This window comes from Streptomyces sp. NPDC001634, from assembly GCF_040298185.1.
In the GTDB taxonomy this organism is placed as follows: domain Bacteria; phylum Actinomycetota; class Actinomycetes; order Streptomycetales; family Streptomycetaceae; genus Streptomyces.
Genome location: NZ_JBEOZU010000010.1, coordinates 100,810 through 116,927, shown reverse-complemented (window position 1 = coordinate 116,927; position 16,118 = coordinate 100,810). Strand labels below are relative to the sequence as shown.

Genomic DNA, 16,118 nt, shown 5'->3' with positions numbered 1-16,118 from the left:
ACCATGCCCCGCCCCACAAGCACCCGGCGCCAGACAGCCAAGCGTCAGCGCACCAACCCGCTGGACGCCGCCGGAATCACCTACATCGACTACAAGGACACCGACTTGCTGCGGAAGTTCATCTCCGACCGCGGAAAGATCCGCAGCCGTCGGGTGACCCACGTGACGCGTCAGCAGCAGCGGCAGATAGCACAGGCCATCAAGAACGCACGCGAGATGGCGCTCCTGCCCTACGGCTCCCGATAGGGCGATGGGCGCCGCACCTTCCGTTACGCCCTGTACCGGTAGCGGATCCGGCCGCGGGTGAGGTCGTAGGGGCTGAGTTCCACGGACACTCGGTCGTACGGGAGGATCTTGATGCGGTTCTTCCGGATTTTCCCGCTGATGTGGGCGAGCACCGTGTGCCCGTTCTGGAGTTCCACCTTGAAGGTGGCGTTGCGCAGGCACTCGATGACGGTGCCTTCGGCTTCTACGCCCCCTGCTGCCTTTGTCATGGTCTCTCACTTCTCCGGTTCTGTGACGGCGAATTCAGTAGGAAGCGGCCGCTCGGTGTGATGTGGTGGCGCGTCAGTGGCGGACGAGCTCCAGGGTGCTGGCCGCACGCCGGGCACCGATGCTCTCGAACAGGGCGGTGGCCGCCGCGTTGGACTCGTCCACCTCGGCCCATGCTGTAGCGGTTCCGGAGTGGTGCAAGGAACCCAGCGCGTGGGCGAGCAGCGCCCGGGCGATGCCGCGGCGGTGCCGATCGGCCCGGACGGCGATCAACCCGATCCGTGGCTGCCGGGTCAGCGGGGCCACGCGGACCAGTCCCACGTACTCGTCCACGTGCCTTGCCACCGCGTACTTCGACGGGTCGAGCACGGTGGTCCCCGCCGGGCGGGGCAGCACCTCGGCCGGCATCGTCTGCCATCCGACGGTGGCCTCGATCTCGTCGCGGACGATGCGGTCCAGGGCGCGCAGCGGGTTCTCTTCCGCCTCACCGGCGGGCACGATCGTCACGCCGGACGGGGGCCGTACCGAGCCGAGCCCGGTGATCTGCGGGTCCGTGGGCACGAGATAGCCCCACTCGCGGCGTGCGGTGGCGAAGCCGGCCCGCTCCCAGGCGGACCTCGAGTCGTGGTCGGCCTCGTCGACGACGGTGTACAGCGGTGTCGGCAGGTCCGCCGGCATCGCGTCGGCGATGCGGTCGAAGACCGCGCCGTGCCACGCGTCGATGCTGACGAAGAGCCGCCCGTCGGGCCGACGCGAAGCGACGCCGCGGCCGACCGTGAGGTCGTCCTCCACAGCGTGCCACTGCGTGTCCGAGACCCGCGTGACGACAACCGGATGGTTGTCCGTGCCCGGAGTGGAATGCACAAAGTTCATAGGTGTTGCCTCTCAGGAGTGCCTTGTCCGAGGCGCTCCCGGCGACACCTACGTCAATCGCCCACCGTGACGACATGGGGGAGCACCCACATGGATACAGCCTTCATGGGTCTCACCTCCTCGCGTTCTCTCACGGCCGCCCAGACGCTATCAGCGGGGGCCGGTCAGCCCAACGCATTTATCAGGAGCTCTTGGTGTCCATACCGGGCCGGGCGGCGCCGTGGCTGTGTTCGCCGCCCGGCCCGGGGTCCTCAGGGGCCCGCCACTAGTTCGGGGTGCTCATGCTCGCAGGTGCCGTCGATGCCGTAGGTGTCCCAGGCGGGGAACGGGTCCGTGGGCGGCAGGCTCTCCTCGTCGGCCATGAGGCAGTCGGTCAATGCCGCGTGCAGTGCGTCCGCGTGCAGGTGCGTGCCGATGAAGACCAGTTCCTGGCACTCGGGGTTGTCGGCGTCGCGAGCGGCGGAGGGCTCGAAGCGCGCGACGGAGCCGGCCTGTGACCACAGGCCCGTCACGTGCGGGCGGCTGGCGAGGGTGAAGAAGCCCTTGGAGCGCAGGATCTGTCCGTACGCGCCGCTGTCGAGTTCCTCGGTCACGAACGTCCACAACCGGCCGGGATGGAAGGGCAGTTCGGAGCGGAAGACGGTGGAGGAGATGCCGTACTCCTCCGTCTCGGGTACGTGGTCGCCGTTGAGCTCCCGCACCCAGCCGGGGGCCTGTTGGGCGCGTTCCAGGTCGAACAGCCGGGTGCCCAGCACGTTGCCCACCTTCACGCGGCCGTGGACGGCCGGGACGAGGCGTGCGGCGGGGTTGAGGCGGGTGAGTGTCGCCCGCAGCCGGTCGGCCGATTCCTTGTCCACGAGGTCGAGCTTGTTGAGGACGATGACGTCGGCGAACTCGATCTGGTCCATCAGCAGGTCGCTGACGGTGCGTTCGTCGTCCTCGTACTGGTCCAGGCCGCGCTCGACGAGTTCGTCGCCGCTTGCCAGCTCGGGCAGGAAGTTCGCGGCGTCCACGACCGTGACCATGGTGTCCAGGCGGGCGAGGTCGCCGAGAGTGGCGCCGTCGTCGCGGGCGAAGGCGAAGGTCGCGGCGACCGGCATGGGTTCGGAGATGCCGGACGACTCGATGAGCAGATTGTCGAAGCGGCCCTCTCGGGCCAGCCGGTCGACCTCCTGAAGCAGGTCGTCGCGCAGGGTGCAGCAGATACAGCCGTTGGTCATCTCGACCAGGCGTTCCTCGGTGCGTGACAGGGCGGCCTCGCCGCCGCGCACCAGGGCGGCGTCGATGTTGACCTCGCTCATGTCGTTGACGATGACCGCGACGCGCAGTCCCTCGCGGTTGCCGAGGACGTGGTTGAGGAGGGTGGTCTTGCCAGCGCCGAGGAATCCGGACAGGACGGTGACGGGCAGTCGGCCGGAGGGGCCGGACGGCATCATCGCTCAGCCCTCGGGTCGCAGCAGGCCACGCTCGTACGCCTTCACCAGCCGCTGCGGTACCAGGTATGACACCCCGTCGACGATGACCGGTACGAGCGTCGGCGTTGTCGCCTTCCACTGGGCGCGGCGGTGGCGGGTGTTGCTGCGGGACATCTTCCGCTTGGGAACGGCCATGGGAGTCCTCCTGGTTGGGGTAGCGACTAAAGGCTACATGAAAATGAACACCATTACGAAGTGGCCGCTCGGGGCCATGCCGGTCCTGTCGGTGGTCCAGCGTCGTGCCGGTCGGGAACTCGGCGCAGCATCTGCCGTGGCCGACTCCAAGCAGACCCTCCTGTGCACCTATTTGTCGGCGGTGCTGCTGGTGGGCCTGGTCGTCAATGCCGTGTTCGGCTGGTCGTGGGCGGATCCGCTCGCGGCCCTGGTCATCGCCGCGGTCGCGGTGAAGGAGGGGCGCGACGCGCGGCGTGGGGAGGGGTGTTGTGCGGTGCCGACGGCCGTTGCACCGGGCGCGCCCGGGCGGAAGGCGGATGCCTGCGGCTGTGCTCCGGGATGCGACTGCTGCCCTTGACGGTGACCACTCCGGACAGGCAGTGGCGCCGGAGTTCACCGGCGCTCGTCCGCCGCCGGCCGTCGGCCGCAGTCCGGGCACACCCCGGACAACTCCACCGTGTGCCGGACGTTCGCGAACCCGGAGGTCTGTGCGACGGTGTCGGCCCATTCCTCCACCGGGCCGGAGTCGACGGGCCGGCTCAGACCGCATTCGGTGCAGATGAGGTAGTGGCGGTGTTCCGGTCCCGGGCGGTAGCGGAAGAGGCGTTCACCGCTGGAATCGCGGACCATGTCGGCCCGGCCGACGCCGGCCAGTCCGGCCAGCGTGCGGTAGACCGTGGAGAGGCCGACCGGTGAGCCGTCGGCGGCGAGCTGGTTGTGGAGGGCTTGGGCGCCGACGAAGCCGTCTGCCCGGATGAGCGCCTCGACCACGATGGTGCGTTGCTGGGTGAGGCGGCCAATCAGCGTGACGTCATGCGACGGGGTGGGGGTGCGCTGGCGGTCGGGTGCCATCGGGTGCCTTCGCTCATGTGCCGGTGGGGACGGCGGTTCGCGTACGAGGACCGGGGACCGGGCGTCGTATCAGGAAGGTAGCGGCGTAGACGGCCGTGGCGGCGGCCATGATGGCGAAGCTCGGCGGCATCTTCGGCACCGCGTAGGAGGCGAACAGCCCCGCCCACATCTCCAGTACCGCCAGCCCGGCGGAGAGGGCGAGTGCCCGGTAGGGGCGGTCGGTGAGGCGGATCGCGGCGCCCGCGGGGGCGGCGAGCAGGCCGAGCAGGAGCAAGGAGCCGACCGCCTGGGTGGCCTCTGCGGCGCTGATCCCGGCCAGGGCGAGGAAGCCGTAGCCGAGCAGCCGGACCGGTACCCCGCGGGCGGCGGCCACGGCCTCGTCGAGCGTGGCGAACAGCAGCGGCCGAGCGATGAGGACCACCAACAGGCCGACCCCGGCGGCCACCGGGGCGGCGACGGCCGCGCTGCTGGAGGAGATGCCGAAGACGGAGCCGAACAGCACACTCACCCCGGCGGTGCCGTTCGTGGTGCTGCGCGAGGTCGTGTAGAGGGTGATGAAGAACGCGCCCAGGCCCAGGATCCAGGAGAAGACGCTTCCGATGACCACGTCGTCGGGTCGCGCCTTGCGGCCGAGGGTGCCGAAGAGCAGCGCCATGGCGATGGTGGCGGCGAACAGGCCGAGGCGAAGGTCGGCGCCGAAGGCGAGGGCGGCCATCGCGCCGGTGAAGGCGACATGGCTGAGCGCGTCGCCGGTGAAGACCTGGGCCCGCAGCACCAGGAAGTAGCCGACCAGCCCGCAGGCCGTGGCGATGGCGGTACCGGCGAGAAAGGCGTGCAGGAAGAAGGGGTGGGACAACGGGGACGCGGCGAGCAGGACGGTCATGCGACCACCTCCTTGGCAGCGGGCGTGGCCCCGGACCGGGTGCGAGCGAGTACCTCGCGCAGCGAGCGCCGGCCCAGCGCGAGCATGTATCCGGCGAAGGCGATGGTCGTCACGAAGAAGCCCAGAGGGTAGGGCCAGTAGTAGGCGGCGGTCAGCCCCAGCCAGGTCGCGGCGAAGGCCAGCAGGACGGCCACGGCCAGACTCAACGCCGGTCGGGCGGTGAGGACTTGCGCGGTGGCGGCCGGGATCACCATGAGGGCGAAGACCAGGAGGGTCCCGGTGATCTGGCTCGCCTCGGCGGTGGCCGCACCGAGCAGGACGAGGAAGACCACCGACAGGGCGCGGACCGGCACCCCGCGCCCGGCGGCGACCTGCGGATCGACGGACGCGAACAGCAGCGGCCGTCCGATCAGCGCCAGCACCGCGAGCACCACCGCACCGACCACCGTCAGCACGGTCACCTGGGAGGAGGTGATTCCCAGGAAGGTGCCGAAGAGGATGGTCTGCGGCCCCTCCAGCAGCCCTCTGTACAGGGCGGTGAACAGGAACCCGGACGCGAGCAGAAACGCCTGCACGGTCCCGGTCAGCGCCGACTCCTCGTGCTCACCGCCGCCTCGCAGGGCCGCGATGACCAGTGCGGCGGCCACACACAGCGTGAAGTAGCCGTAGACCGCGCTGAACCCGAGTAGGAGCGCTCCGGCGGCGCCGGGGAAGGCGACGGCGGAGACGGTGTGCGCGGCGAACGTCTGCCGCCGCAGCACCACGAACCACCCCACGACCGCGGAGACCACGGCCACGATCGCGCCGGCGCGGAACGCGTTGACCATGAAGGGGTAGGACCACATGTCCTGGAAGTCGGTCAGGAGGTTCCACGACCAGATTGGTGCCCCTGTCTCAGCCAGCAGCATGACCGCTCCCCGGGGTGTCGTGCCGGTCGGTGTGCACGGCCGGTGCCTCCGGCTGGCCCACCACGACCAGCCTCCCGTCCGAGGTCTGCAGCACCTCGACCGGTGTGCCGTACAGCCGGGTCAGCGTCTCGGAGGTGATGACCTCGGTCGGTGTGCCTGCGGCGGCGCCGCCCTCGGCCAGGTACACCACCCGGTCCAGGTGGTGGAGTATCGGGTTCACGTCATGGGCGACCATGACCACGGAGACGCCCTCGTGATGGCAGATGCGCCCGATCAGCGCCGCGACGGCGCTCTGGTTGGGCAGGTCGAGGCTGTCCAACGGCTCGTCGAGCAGAAGCAGTTCGGGCCGGCGGACCAGTGCCTGGGCGATCAGTAGGCGCTGCTGCTCGCCGCCGGAACACTGCCCGATGGGCCGGTGTGCGTACGCCGACGCCCCCACCAGCTCGATCACCTCGTCCACCCGCGCACGGGCGGCCCGCCGACGCGCGCTCGGGAACGGCAGCGGCACCCCCCACCGGTCACCGTCCAGGCCCATGCGCACCACATCGACACCGCGAATGCGCAGATTGGCGTCGAAGCTGCGTCGCTGCGGCAGGTAGCCGATGCGGTCGTTGGCCTGCCCGGGCCGGGCGCCGAGCACCCGAACCTCGCCGGCCGCCGCGGGCAGGGCACCCAGCAGGACCTTGATCATGGTGGACTTGCCGACGCCGTTGGGGCCGAGCACGGCGGTGAACTCGCCAGCCCCGATGCGAAGGTCCACACCCGACCACAACGTACGGCCACCGACCCGCACGGCGGCCCCGCGCAGGGCGACCACCGGATCGCTTCCCGCTCCTGTGGCCGTGTCGTGACCCCCGCTTCGGCGGCCGGGGACGGTGTGACTGCTGGTGTGTGTGACGGCTTCGCGGGCCTTCGCTATCGGGTTCATGGCTTCAGTTCACTTCCCGGTGGCCTTGGCCAGGGCCTGCTCGATGCCCTGCAGCTGGGTGGTCTGCCACTGCTGGAAGGAGGCCCCGGAGGGAGTGAGGGTCTCGGTCACCGTGGCGACCGGAATGCCTTCCGCCTTGGCCTCCTTGACCTGCGCCTGCACGTCCGGTGTGGAGTTCTGGGAGTTGTAGACGTACACCTTGACCTGCTTGTTCTTGATCTGCTGGTCGATGGTGGCCTTGTCCTTGGCCGTGGGGTCGGAGCCCTCGCTCATCGCGTCCAGGAACGTCTCCGGAGTGAGCATCTTCAGCCCCAGGCCCTCGGTGAGCGGCGTGACGATGGACTCGGAAGCACCGATCGGCGTGCCCGCGTACTTCGCTTTGATGTCGGCGATGAGCTTGTTGTAGCCGGCGAGCGTCTTCGTCTCGAATGCCGTCTTCTGCTGGTCGAAGTAAGCCGTGTCGGCCGGGTCGATCTTCTTGTAGTCCGCGGTGATCTTCTCGATGACCTGGTGGACGTTGTCCGGGGAGTACCAGCGGTGCGGGTTGCCGCCCGGCTTGATGCCGACCAGGTCGCCGATCTTGAGCTGGGTGCGTCCGCTGCCGGGGTTGGCGGCCAGCAGCTTGTCGGCCCAGGCGTCGTAGCCGATGCCGTTGACGATCGTGTACTGGGCGCCGGCCACGGTGCGGGCGTCGGCAGCCGTGGGCTCGTAGTCGTGCGGGTCGGCGTCCGGGTTGTTGATGATGCTGGTCACCTTCACGTGGCTGCCGCCGAGCTGGGAGGCGATGCTGCCCCAGAAGTTCTCGGCCGCCACCACCTGGATCGTCCTGCCCGACCCACTTGCGCTGCCGGTCGCGGCGGTGTTGCTGGTGTGCGAGGAGGAGGTCGAGCAGGCGGTCGCCGTCACGGCCGTCAGGGCGGCCGTCGCGGTGACCAGTGCGATCCTCGCGGTCGGCCGGGCGGAAGGGGAGGCGGGGGCGGTGGACATGCGGGAGCTCCTTCGGGCGATGCCGGGCGCGCGGCGGACACGCGCCGACCGTGTGGCGACATCTTCGACGCTAGATGGAAATGATTTTCAGATCAATCCCAGATGAAAACCGTTGCCATCTTTTGACCGGGTGTACGACTGCTCGGGGGCTGCGCAGGTGGGGGGTGCGGTTGGATGCCGCCGGGACAAGTGCTGGCGGCCGTCGCTCACGAGGACCGGGTGTCCTGGTGGGCGACGGCCGCCGAGGGGACGAAGTGGCCGGCCGGCCTGATTGCCGAACGCCGGTTCCGGCAGTCGGCGGTCGCGACCGGCAGTGGTTCAGCAGTCGCGGAACTCCGGCAACTGGTTGAGGATCTGCGCACGCAGCGAGGTGAAGCGGGTGTGGGTGGCGCCGCCGCGCGCCTCGGGGTGGAAGGCCGCGACACGGTGGCAGTTCTGGAAGGCGAGGGCGATGCCGAAGTGCCGTTCCAGGCTGCCCCGGATCGCGTCACTGGACAGGGCGCGCAGGAGCTGGCCGCGCTCCTTCTCGGAGGGCGGCGGGGTCTGGTTGTCGGCGAACTCCGCCGTGCCGGACCGCAGTTCCTCGGCGAGGCGGGCGATGAGGTCGTAGGCGTACGGCAGGGAGGTGCGCACCGTTTCCACGAAGTCCTGCTCCCGCACCTCGCCGTTCTCGGCTTCGGCGAGCAGCTGCGGGGAGACGTCGAGTGACATGAAGGGCTGTCCTGTTCTGTGGTTCTGTTCTTGAGGGGGTGAAGGTCAGACGAGGGCGGCCAGTGCTGTGGGGCCGTGCCGGAAGTCCGGGTCGACCTGGGCGGCGAGGTCCTGGCCGGTGGCCTCGTTGGCCCAGGCGGCGGCGTTGCGCAGGTGGAACTCCATGGCGTGCTTCTGGAAGGCCGCCCAGTCCTTGGGGCGGGCGTCCACGGCCGCGCGCAGCAGGTCCAGGGTGCGGGTGTTGTGCGGCTCCAACTCGCCGTGACCGCGGCCCTGTTCCTGGGCACGTACATAGGAGGACTGCGCGAAGTGCGCGAGCAGATCGTCGCCGACGTGCTCCTTGAGGAAGAGCAGGTCGTCCTCGCCGGTGACCTTGTTGCCGACGACGGCGACCGGGACGCCGAACTCGGCCGCATGGTCGCGGTACTGGCGGTACACCGAGACACTCTTGCGGGTCGGCTCGACGACCAGGAACGTCATGTCGAAGCGGGTGAACAGGCCGGAGGCGAAGGCGTCGGCGCCGGCGGTCATGTCGACGACGACGTACTCGCCGGGTCCGTCCACGAGGTGGTTGAGGTACATCTCGACCGCGCCCAACTTGGAGTGGTAGCAGGCCACTCCCAGGTCGCTCTCCGCGAAGGCGCCGGTGACCATGAGCGGTACGCTGCCGACCTCCTGGACGTGGTGGCTGTGCACCTCGTCGTCGCCGAGCAGCCGCAGCAGCCGGGACCCGCGTCCGGGCGGGGTCGTCTTCACCATGGCTTCGATGGAAGGGATCCGCGGATTCGTGCCGCGCAGGTACTCCTTGATCTCACCGGTGCGCGCGCTGAGCGGCGGCGCGGCGAAGACCTCGTCCTCGTCGAGGCCGAGGGCGTACGCCAGGTGCTGGTTGATGTCGCCGTCGATCGCGACGACCGGCGCTTCCGAGTGCGCCAGGTGACGGGAGAAGAGGGCCGACAGGGTCGTCTTGCCGCTGCCGCCCTTGCCGACGAAGGCAACGCGCATGGCTAGCCACTCCCTCTATTGAAAATGGATGTCATAAGCATAGGCTGGAGGTGTGGCCGGGTGCTGTCAAATCGCCAGGGCTTCAACTTGCCGATAGCCATGGCCTGTTGGGGCGCCGCGGCGGCAAACGGAGGATCCCTTTCACCCACACGGAGGAGACTCAGAGATGAGCGATACCGCAGGCGGCCGTCAGAGCCGCCCTTTCACCCTCGTGGTCTGCGGCTCATGCCGTGCCCCCGCGAGGGGGCGGGTGATGGACGCCCTGCGCCGTGCGGTCCGGGAGTGCCCGCATGGGGTGATGGTCTCCACCGGTTGTCTCGCGAGGGTGCTGCACTGCCGCAGGCGCTGCGGGCTGCACGCCACCGTGCAGCCGTGCGGGGCCGACCGCAGGCCGAGTGGTGTCGCCGTAGGCCTCGGTCCGCTGGTGACGGAAGCCGACGCCGAGGTGGTGGGGGCGTGGCTTCGGGCCGGAATGCCCGACGACGGCACGCTGCCCGACCGGCTGCGCGCGGCCCCGGCGCCGCAGCAGGTGGCACACCTCAACTGACGCACTGCTCCTGGATGCTGTGCGTCAGCCGATGTCGCGTGCGCCGAGGCGCAGGTGCTCGATGTGGTGGACGGCCTGGTCGAGGAGTTGGGCGACGTGGTCGTCGTAGAGGCTGTAGACGATGCGCCCGCCGTCGCGGCGGCCGGTGACCAGGCCCAGGGCGCGCAGCAGGCGCAGTTGGTGGGAGACGGCGGACTGTTCCATGCCGATGGCGGAGGCGAGTTCGCCGACGGGGTACGGGCGTTGCCGCAGGGTGGTGAGGATCAGCAGGCGGGATGGTGTGGCGAGGGCCTGGAGCGTCGTGGCGACGGAGGCGGCGGTGGCTTCGTCGAGCCGGGCGGCCGCGAGGATGTCGCGGCCGCCGGCGTCGAGGTCATCGGCGTGCACGGGCGCGGGCCTCGCGCGGTGGGCGGATCAGCTGGAGCGCCAAGGCTGGCGGTGGTTCGGCGATGCCGGGTCCGCCCGCCTGTGCCCAGCGCAGCAGGTCGTCGGTACTGTCGTCGTCCATGGCGAAGCCGACCCAGACGGCGCGGCCTCCGGCCCGGCGCCCGGCGGTGGAGGGTTGGACGACGATGACGTTGGCCTGGTCACAGGGGCCGAGGCAGTCCGTCGTACGGACCTGGAAGCCGCGTTCCGTCGCGCCGGCGCGCAGTCGGTCCAGTTGCCAGGCGTGGTCGGTGCCGGGGTGCTTGCGCGGGTTGCCGCAGCAGCAGCCCCGGCACACGACGAGCGTGCAGGGGCGGGCAGCGGCCGCCCGGATGACGGACCGGTTCACAGCGCGGTCCGGGACGGCACGCCGTACGTCCGGACCTGGCCGTCCCGCCAGGCGACGGCCAGCAGGTGGGGCCCTGCCCAGGCCAGTGCGGCGACCGCCGCGCCCGTGCCGTCCAGTTCGCGCACCGGGCGCAGGCGCGCCTGGGGCCGCCCGGCCGTGGCGTGCCACAGGGCTACGGTGCCGTCCGCGCCGCCGCTGGCCAGATGCCCGGCCGCGCCCGGACGCCAGGCCAGCGCGGTCACCGTCTCGTGGCAGCGCAGCGAGCGCGGTGCGGTGCCCTCCGGACCCTTGCCGGAGAAGTCCCACACGGTCACGTCGGGTGCGCCGTCGGCGGCCAGCCAGAAGCCGGTGTCGTCGAAAGCGAGCCGGGAGACCTTCTCCGGGTAGCCGGACATGGTGAGTTCGCCGCCGTCTCGCGCCCTCCAGATATGGATGGAGGCGTCCTGGTTGCCGCTGCAGATCCACCTCCCGGTGGGTGCGACGGCGAGTGCGAGGTGGGAGCCCACGTAGGGGTAGGTGGCGACCGGTTTCTCGGTGTGCCGCTCGTGGCAGAGCACGGCCCCGTACGCGGCCACGGCCAGGCGCCGCCCCTGCCGCATCCAGGCGAGGTCGGTGACGGTGGACGCGGCGGGCTCCGTACGCCACAACTCGCCGCCGTCCGCGTCGAGTACGAGTGCGCGGCGGCCGGAGGCGACCGCGACCCGGGTGCCGTCGGCCCAGGCGGCGGCCGCCGACCAGGCGCCGGACTCCCGCACCGTCGTACGTCCGTCGGAGCGGCGCCACAGTGCGTACCCCATCGGGCCGGTCGCCACCACGTGCCCGGCATCCGGGGAGAGCGCGACCGTGAGTGCGCCCCCGGGAAGCTCGAACGCCCCGATCTCGGCGCCCATCGCCGCGTCGAGAACCTTCACCGTCCCCTCGGCCCCGGCAACGGCGACCAGATCGCCCCGCGCGCTGAGGGCGACGGGTGCGTCGTCGACGCCGGCCTCCCAGGCGAGCGGGGACTGCACGGTCGTACTCACGCGACTGCCCCCGCCGTGGCCAGGCAGTCGGCGAAACTGCGTTCGAGGGCGTCGCGGTCGAGGTTGCGGCCGATGAACACCAGCTTGTTCGTGCGGGGTTCGCCCTCGCGCCAGTCGCGTCCGAAGGTGCCGTCCAGCAGCATGTGGACGCCCTGGAAGACGTACTGCTTGGGCGCTCCGGCGATGGCGAGGATGCCCTTGGAGCGGAAGAGGTCGACGCCCTTGGTGCGCAGCAACTGGCCGAGCCAGGCGTTGAGCCGGTCCTCGTCCAGCTCCCCGGTCAGCTCGATGCCGACCGAGGTGACGGTGGTGTCGTGCTGGTGCTCGGTCTCGGTGAGGAAGGCTGGGTCGTCGGCGAGCACCCGCTCGAGGTCGAACGCGCCCACGTCCAGTACGTCGTGCAGATTGATGCGCGCGTGCTGTGCGGGGATGATCCGCACTCCGCCGTTGACGGCCCGGATGCGGCGTACGACCTGTCCGATGGTCTCCTCGTCGGCCAGGTCGGTCTTGTTGAGGACGACGCGGTCCGCGAAGGCGATCTGCTCGACGGCCTCGTTCTCCACGCCCTCCGGCTTGATCTCGTCCAGGTGCTGGAGCACGTGTGCGGCGTCGACGAGCGTGACGATGGCGTCCAGCCGCAACTGGGAGGCGATCTCGTCGTCCATGAAGAAGGTCTGCGCGACGGGCGCGGGGTCGGCGAGGCCGGTGGTCTCGATGAGGATGTGGTCGAACTTCTCGCGGCGCCGCATCAGCGCACCCAGGATGCGGATCAGATCTCCGCGCACGGTGCAGCAGATGCAGCCGTTGTTCATCTCGAAGATCTCCTCCTCGGCGTCGAGGACGAGGGCGTCGTCGATGCCGACCTCGCCGAACTCGTTCTCGATGACCGCGATCCTCATGCCGTGGTTCTCGGTGAGGATGCGGTTGAGGAGGGTGGTCTTGCCGGAGCCGAGGAAGCCGGTCAGGACGGTGACGGGGACCCGTTCGTCGCGGGGTTCGGCGGGTTCCGGGGAGGTCAATTCAGTCTCCTAGTCGTGCTGTTCGGGTGTGGCGAGGAGAGCGTCGTGCAGGTCGTCCTCGGTGATCTGGTCGGCGGGGCGGTGCAGCGTCCAGCGGCGGGCGTCGCCCTCCATCGGCAGCACGACGACGACCGTTTCCAGCGGCGGGCAGCCCGGTTCGGTGCAGGCGAGCTGGCGGATCAGGACGGCGGTGTCGTCGTCGAGATCGAGCAGGGCACGCACGGTCTCTTTCAGCTCGCGCAGCTGCGGACTGGGCCCCGGAGGCCCGGGGTGAGCTCCCAGTGGCATGGCTGTTCCTCTCCTCCAGCTCCGTCGCCGGACGGCCGGCCTCCGTCGGTGTGGGGCAGACAGTCGGCGCAGACGCCGGTGAGTTCGACGGTGTGCTCCACCGCGGTGAAGCCGGTCGCGACGGCGATCCGGCCCGCCCACTCCTCGACGACCTCGGAGTCCACTGGCCGGCTGCGGCCGCAGTCGCGGCACATCAGGTAGTGGCGGTGCCCGTCGGCCGGACGCAGCCGGTAGAGCCGCCCGCCGGTCTCGTCGCGTACGACGTCCACACCGCCGTCCACCTCCAGCTCGCGCAGGGCGCGGTAGACGGTCGTCAGGCCGATCGCGTGGTGGCCGGCCACCAGAAGGGCGTACAACTCCTGGGCCGACACGAAGTCCTGGCAGCCCGCGAGTACCCGCGTGATCGCCTTGCGTTGTCGGGTCGTCCGGCCGCCCATGGCGCATCACCCCCTGTGGCTCGTGCCGGGTCGGCACCTCTACCGTAGATGGAAATGAAATCCATGTCCATATGAGTGGTCGGTCATGTGTTGCTGCGCGACGCCTCGCTTCCGCGGCGCTGCCGGAGCAATCGGACGGCAAGGCCCGCCGCACCAGTGCTGGTGTGACGGGCCGTGGGCTCGGCGGGTCAGCGGCGGCCCTCCTCGCGGGCCCGCGTCCAGGCGGCCTCGCGCAGCAGCCGTAGGCCGTTGAGGCCGACGATGACGGTCGAGCCCTCGTGGCCGAGGACGCCGAGGGGGAGGGGGAGGGTGGCGGTGAGGTCCCAGACGACCAGGCCGGAGATGAAGACGGCGGCGATGGCCAGGTTCTGCACGACCAGGCGGCGGGCCCGGCGGGAGAGGGCCACCACGGCGGGTACGGTGGCCAGTTCGTCGTGGACGATCACCGCGTCGGCGGTCTCCAGGGCCAGGTCGGAGCCGGCCCGGCCCATGGCGATGCCTGTGTGGGCGGCGGCCAGGGCGGGCGCGTCGTTGACGCCGTCGCCCACGACCAGGACCTTGCGGCCGGCCTGCTCCAGTTCCCGGACAGCGGCGACCTTGTCCTGCGGGAGCAGTCCGGCGCGGACGTCGGTGATGCCGGCCTCGGCGGCCAGGCGGGCCGCGGCGCGCGGATTGTCCCCGGTGACCAGCGTCGGCGCCGTTCCGGCGAGCGAGATGAGCGATGCGACGGTGGCGGCGGCGTCCGGCCGCAGCTGGTCGGAGATGCCCAGGACCCCGGCCGGCGTGCCGTCGACCACCGCCAGCACCGCGGTACGCCCGCCATCCTCCAGCTCAGCGGCGACGGTGGTGTGCGCGCCTTCAGTACCGGACAGCAGCCGGGCTGGGGAGCCGACGGCGACCTTGCGGCCGTCCACAGTGGCGGTGACTCCGACGCCCGGAGTGGAGGCGAAGTCCTCCGCGACAGGCAGGGCGAGACCCCGGGCGTGTGCGGCGTTCACGACGGCGCGGGCCAGCGGGTGCTCGCTGGGGTGCTCGGCCGCCGCGGCCAGCCGCAGCAACTCCCCCTCCGTCATCCCGGATCCGGACAGCGGACGGACGTCGGTCACGCGCGGGGTGCCCTCGGTGAGCGTGCCGGTCTTGTCCAGAGCAACCGTGTCGATCTGGCCGAGGCGCTCCATTACTACGGCCGACTTCACGAGGACACCGTGCCGACCGGCGTTGGCGATCGCGGACAGCAGCGGCGGCATGGTCGCCAGCACCACCGCGCACGGCGATGCGACGATCATGAAGGTCATGGCCCGCAGCAGCGAGCCGGTCAGCGCGGCGCCGAACGCGAGCGGCACGGCGAACACGGCCAGTGTGGCCGCGACCATGCCGATCGAGTAGCGCTGCTCGACCTTCTCGATGAACAACTGGGTGGGCGCCTTGGTCTCGGACGCCTCCTCGACCATCTGCACGATCCGGGCGATCACCGAGTCGGAGGCGTCCCGTTCGACCCGGACGCGGAGGGCGCCGGTGCCGTTGAGGGTGCCGGCGAACACCTCGTCGCCCGGCTCCTTCGCGACGGGCAGCGGCTCGCCGGTGATGGTGGCCTGGTCGACCTCGCTCGCCCCGTCCAGCACGCGGCCGTCGGCGCCGATCCGCTCCCCGGGCCGGACCAGCACGGTGTCGCCGACAGCCAGTTCAGTGGTGGGCACGGTCTCCTCACGGCCGTCGCCGCGCAGCCGGGTCGCGGTGGCCGGGGCGAGGTCGAGCAGGCCGCGCACCGAGTCGGCGGTGCGCGCGGTGGCCAGCGCCTCCAGGGCGCCGGAGGTGGCGAAGATGACGATCAGCAGGGCGCCGTCCATGACCTGGCCGACGGCGGCGGCCCCGAGCGCGGCCACGATCATCAGCAGGTCGACGTCGAGGGTCCTCTCCCGCAGCGCGTGCAGCCCGGCCAGCGCGGGCTCCCAGCCACCGGCGGCGTAGGCGAGCCCGTACAGCGATCCCCACGCCCAGGCGGGAGCGCCGGTCAGCTGCAGCGGAAGGGCGAGCAGGAACAGCACCGTGGCCGCTGCGGCCCAGCGGGCCTCGGGCAGCGCGAAGACCCGGGTCCGCCGCCGGGAGGAGGCGTCCAGGCGCGCGGCCGCGACGGGCGTGGGCCGCTCGGTGAGGGTGGAAGGCATGACGAAGAACCCTTCGGGAGGGCAGGGCAGAACGACTCAACCACCATACAGGTACATATGAAGATCTCTTCAAGTGTAGCTTGTATGATGGCCACCATGGGCCATGGAGCAGCTCTCGCGAAGAACCCCGTCCCGCACGGCCGCCTGGACGCGGACAGCGCCGCCCGGGTGGCCACCACCCTCCAGGCCCTCGCCACCCCCTCCCGGCTGCTGATCCTCTCCCGCCTGCGCGAGGGCCCCTGCGCTGCCACCGAACTCGCCACCGAGGTGGGCATGGAACAGTCCGCCTGCTCCCACCAGCTGCGCCTGCTGCGTAACCTCGGCCTGGTCGTCGGCCGGCGCCAGGGCCGCTCGGTGATCTACGCCCTCTACGACAACCACGTCGCCGGACTCCTCGACCAGGCCGTCTACCACATCGAGCACCTGCGCCTCGGGATCAGCGACGCCGCCGACACGGACGGGGTGGATCAGGTCGCACTCGGCGTGAACCGCTGACCGAGGCACCGTTTGCCCTTGCAGCTTCCGTATCCGGCTGGCCAGGCACGGTATGGAGCGTGTGGTCTTCGGCCGGCTGGAG

General features: G+C 70.7%; 21 protein-coding genes and 1 pseudogene. 4 read left to right on the top strand and 18 right to left on the bottom strand.

The window, feature by feature from the left end:
* The first annotated feature begins 3 nt into the window (after positions 1-3).
* A complete protein-coding gene (gene rpsR, locus ABT186_RS09245; RefSeq protein WP_351924323.1) occupies positions 4-246 on the top strand; it encodes a 30S ribosomal protein S18 in 243 nt (80 codons plus the stop codon).
* Between the two features lie 23 nt (positions 247-269).
* Here rpsR and infA read toward each other — a convergent pair whose 3' ends face one another.
* From infA to rpmF, 4 genes are all read right to left on the bottom strand, one after another.
* Positions 270-494 carry a translation initiation factor IF-1 gene (gene infA, locus ABT186_RS09240; protein WP_351228526.1) on the bottom strand — a complete coding sequence of 75 codons (225 nt, stop codon included), beginning with the start codon at positions 492-494 and terminating at the stop codon, positions 270-272.
* A 73-nt stretch (positions 495-567) separates the two neighbouring features.
* The gene (locus tag ABT186_RS09235) at positions 568-1,365 is read right to left on the bottom strand and encodes a GNAT family N-acetyltransferase (protein WP_351924321.1); all 798 of its coding nucleotides are present in this window, start codon (positions 1,363-1,365) and stop codon (positions 568-570) included.
* Positions 1,366-1,616: 251 nt separating this feature from the next.
* Positions 1,617-2,798: a GTP-binding protein gene (locus ABT186_RS09230; RefSeq protein ID WP_351228544.1), complete on the bottom strand. Its 1,182-nt coding sequence runs from the start codon at positions 2,796-2,798 to the stop codon at positions 1,617-1,619.
* A gap of 6 nt (positions 2,799-2,804) precedes the next feature.
* Positions 2,805-2,975, bottom strand: coding sequence for a 50S ribosomal protein L32 (rpmF, locus tag ABT186_RS09225; protein WP_351228530.1), 171 nt, complete (start codon positions 2,973-2,975; stop codon positions 2,805-2,807).
* A 67-nt stretch (positions 2,976-3,042) separates the two neighbouring features.
* Here rpmF and ABT186_RS09220 point away from each other — a divergent pair.
* A pseudogene (locus ABT186_RS09220) lies at positions 3,043-3,372 on the top strand (cation transporter); the annotation flags it as partial.
* 35 nt (positions 3,373-3,407) lie between these two features.
* Here the strand turns inward: ABT186_RS09220 and ABT186_RS09215 are convergent.
* From ABT186_RS09215 to ABT186_RS09185, 7 genes are all read right to left on the bottom strand, one after another.
* Complete coding sequence (locus tag ABT186_RS09215) at positions 3,408-3,866, bottom strand: Fur family transcriptional regulator (protein WP_351924319.1); 459 nt, start codon at positions 3,864-3,866, stop codon at positions 3,408-3,410.
* A 13-nt stretch (positions 3,867-3,879) separates the two neighbouring features.
* Entirely contained in the window at positions 3,880-4,749 is an 870-nt protein-coding gene (locus ABT186_RS09210) for a metal ABC transporter permease (protein WP_351924317.1), read from the bottom strand.
* Positions 4,746-5,657 carry a metal ABC transporter permease gene (locus tag ABT186_RS09205; RefSeq protein WP_351924315.1) on the bottom strand — a complete coding sequence of 304 codons (912 nt, stop codon included), beginning with the start codon at positions 5,655-5,657 and terminating at the stop codon, positions 4,746-4,748. The genes ABT186_RS09210 and ABT186_RS09205 overlap by 4 nt, the downstream gene beginning before the upstream one ends.
* Positions 5,644-6,585: a metal ABC transporter ATP-binding protein gene (locus ABT186_RS09200; protein WP_351924313.1), complete on the bottom strand. Its 942-nt coding sequence runs from the start codon at positions 6,583-6,585 to the stop codon at positions 5,644-5,646. Before ABT186_RS09200 ends, ABT186_RS09205 begins: the two co-directional genes overlap by 14 nt.
* Positions 6,586-6,594: 9 nt before the next feature.
* On the bottom strand, positions 6,595-7,572 hold the full coding sequence (locus ABT186_RS09195) for a metal ABC transporter solute-binding protein, Zn/Mn family (RefSeq protein ID WP_351924311.1): 978 nt from the start codon (positions 7,570-7,572) through the stop codon (positions 6,595-6,597).
* A 318-nt stretch (positions 7,573-7,890) separates the two neighbouring features.
* Entirely contained in the window at positions 7,891-8,283 is a 393-nt protein-coding gene (locus ABT186_RS09190; protein WP_351236407.1) for an SCO5389 family protein, read from the bottom strand.
* 45 nt (positions 8,284-8,328) lie between these two features.
* Positions 8,329-9,288, bottom strand: coding sequence for an ATP-binding protein (locus ABT186_RS09185; protein WP_351924309.1), 960 nt, complete (start codon positions 9,286-9,288; stop codon positions 8,329-8,331).
* A gap of 166 nt (positions 9,289-9,454) precedes the next feature.
* On the opposite strand from ABT186_RS09185, the gene ABT186_RS09180 reads away from it, so the two are divergent.
* Positions 9,455-9,835 (top strand): hypothetical protein, encoded by a 381-nt coding sequence (locus ABT186_RS09180; RefSeq protein WP_351236404.1) that lies wholly within the window; start codon positions 9,455-9,457, stop codon positions 9,833-9,835.
* 24 nt (positions 9,836-9,859) lie between these two features.
* On the opposite strand, the gene ABT186_RS09175 is transcribed toward ABT186_RS09180, so the two are convergent.
* The 7 genes from ABT186_RS09175 to ABT186_RS09145 form a co-directional block, all read right to left on the bottom strand.
* Entirely contained in the window at positions 9,860-10,222 is a 363-nt protein-coding gene (locus tag ABT186_RS09175; protein ID WP_351924307.1) for an ArsR/SmtB family transcription factor, read from the bottom strand.
* Positions 10,209-10,610 (bottom strand): (2Fe-2S) ferredoxin domain-containing protein, encoded by a 402-nt coding sequence (locus ABT186_RS09170; protein WP_351924305.1) that lies wholly within the window; start codon positions 10,608-10,610, stop codon positions 10,209-10,211. Before ABT186_RS09170 ends, ABT186_RS09175 begins: the two co-directional genes overlap by 14 nt.
* Entirely contained in the window at positions 10,607-11,632 is a 1,026-nt protein-coding gene (locus ABT186_RS09165) for a WD40 repeat domain-containing protein (protein ID WP_351924303.1), read from the bottom strand. The genes ABT186_RS09170 and ABT186_RS09165 overlap by 4 nt, the downstream gene beginning before the upstream one ends.
* Positions 11,629-12,651, bottom strand: coding sequence for a CobW family GTP-binding protein (locus ABT186_RS09160; RefSeq protein WP_351924301.1), 1,023 nt, complete (start codon positions 12,649-12,651; stop codon positions 11,629-11,631). The genes ABT186_RS09165 and ABT186_RS09160 overlap by 4 nt, the downstream gene beginning before the upstream one ends.
* Before the next feature lie 9 nt (positions 12,652-12,660).
* Complete coding sequence (locus ABT186_RS09155) at positions 12,661-12,873, bottom strand: hypothetical protein (protein WP_351236394.1); 213 nt, start codon at positions 12,871-12,873, stop codon at positions 12,661-12,663.
* A gap of 8 nt (positions 12,874-12,881) precedes the next feature.
* Positions 12,882-13,376 carry a Fur family transcriptional regulator gene (locus ABT186_RS09150; protein WP_351924299.1) on the bottom strand — a complete coding sequence of 165 codons (495 nt, stop codon included), beginning with the start codon at positions 13,374-13,376 and terminating at the stop codon, positions 12,882-12,884.
* A 188-nt stretch (positions 13,377-13,564) separates the two neighbouring features.
* Positions 13,565-15,541, bottom strand: a complete 1,977-nt coding sequence (locus tag ABT186_RS09145) for a heavy metal translocating P-type ATPase (RefSeq protein WP_351924297.1) — start codon at positions 15,539-15,541, stop codon at positions 13,565-13,567.
* 96 nt (positions 15,542-15,637) lie between these two features.
* Between ABT186_RS09145 and ABT186_RS09140 the strand changes: the two genes are divergently transcribed.
* Positions 15,638-16,036 carry an ArsR/SmtB family transcription factor gene (locus ABT186_RS09140; protein WP_351924295.1) on the top strand — a complete coding sequence of 133 codons (399 nt, stop codon included), beginning with the start codon at positions 15,638-15,640 and terminating at the stop codon, positions 16,034-16,036.
* Positions 16,037-16,118 lie beyond the last annotated feature (82 nt).

What these genes read in the sequence shown, in the direction of transcription:
- rpmF (WP_351228530.1), bottom strand. Translation starts at nt 2,975, where the DNA reads ATGGCCGTTCCCAAGCGGAAGATGTCCCGCAGCAACACCCGCCACCGC.
- ABT186_RS09205 (WP_351924315.1), bottom strand. Translation starts at nt 5,657, where the DNA reads ATGCTGCTGGCTGAGACAGGGGCACCAATCTGGTCGTGGAACCTCCTG.
- ABT186_RS09190 (WP_351236407.1), bottom strand. Translation starts at nt 8,283, where the DNA reads ATGTCACTCGACGTCTCCCCGCAGCTGCTCGCCGAAGCCGAGAACGGC.
- ABT186_RS09140 (WP_351924295.1), top strand. Translation starts at nt 15,638, where the DNA reads ATGGGCCATGGAGCAGCTCTCGCGAAGAACCCCGTCCCGCACGGCCGC.
- ABT186_RS09145 (WP_351924297.1), bottom strand. Translation starts at nt 15,541, where the DNA reads ATGCCTTCCACCCTCACCGAGCGGCCCACGCCCGTCGCGGCCGCGCGC.
- ABT186_RS09200 (WP_351924313.1), bottom strand. Translation starts at nt 6,585, where the DNA reads ATGAACCCGATAGCGAAGGCCCGCGAAGCCGTCACACACACCAGCAGT.
- rpsR (WP_351924323.1), top strand. Translation starts at nt 4, where the DNA reads ATGCCCCGCCCCACAAGCACCCGGCGCCAGACAGCCAAGCGTCAGCGC.
- ABT186_RS09185 (WP_351924309.1), bottom strand. Translation starts at nt 9,288, where the DNA reads ATGCGCGTTGCCTTCGTCGGCAAGGGCGGCAGCGGCAAGACGACCCTG.
- infA (WP_351228526.1), bottom strand. Translation starts at nt 494, where the DNA reads ATGACAAAGGCAGCAGGGGGCGTAGAAGCCGAAGGCACCGTCATCGAG.
- ABT186_RS09230 (WP_351228544.1), bottom strand. Translation starts at nt 2,798, where the DNA reads ATGCCGTCCGGCCCCTCCGGCCGACTGCCCGTCACCGTCCTGTCCGGA.
- ABT186_RS09210 (WP_351924317.1), bottom strand. Translation starts at nt 4,749, where the DNA reads ATGACCGTCCTGCTCGCCGCGTCCCCGTTGTCCCACCCCTTCTTCCTG.
- ABT186_RS09180 (WP_351236404.1), top strand. Translation starts at nt 9,455, where the DNA reads ATGAGCGATACCGCAGGCGGCCGTCAGAGCCGCCCTTTCACCCTCGTG.
- ABT186_RS09235 (WP_351924321.1), bottom strand. Translation starts at nt 1,365, where the DNA reads ATGAACTTTGTGCATTCCACTCCGGGCACGGACAACCATCCGGTTGTC.
- ABT186_RS09215 (WP_351924319.1), bottom strand. Translation starts at nt 3,866, where the DNA reads ATGGCACCCGACCGCCAGCGCACCCCCACCCCGTCGCATGACGTCACG.
- ABT186_RS09150 (WP_351924299.1), bottom strand. Translation starts at nt 13,376, where the DNA reads ATGGGCGGCCGGACGACCCGACAACGCAAGGCGATCACGCGGGTACTC.
- ABT186_RS09195 (WP_351924311.1), bottom strand. Translation starts at nt 7,572, where the DNA reads ATGTCCACCGCCCCCGCCTCCCCTTCCGCCCGGCCGACCGCGAGGATC.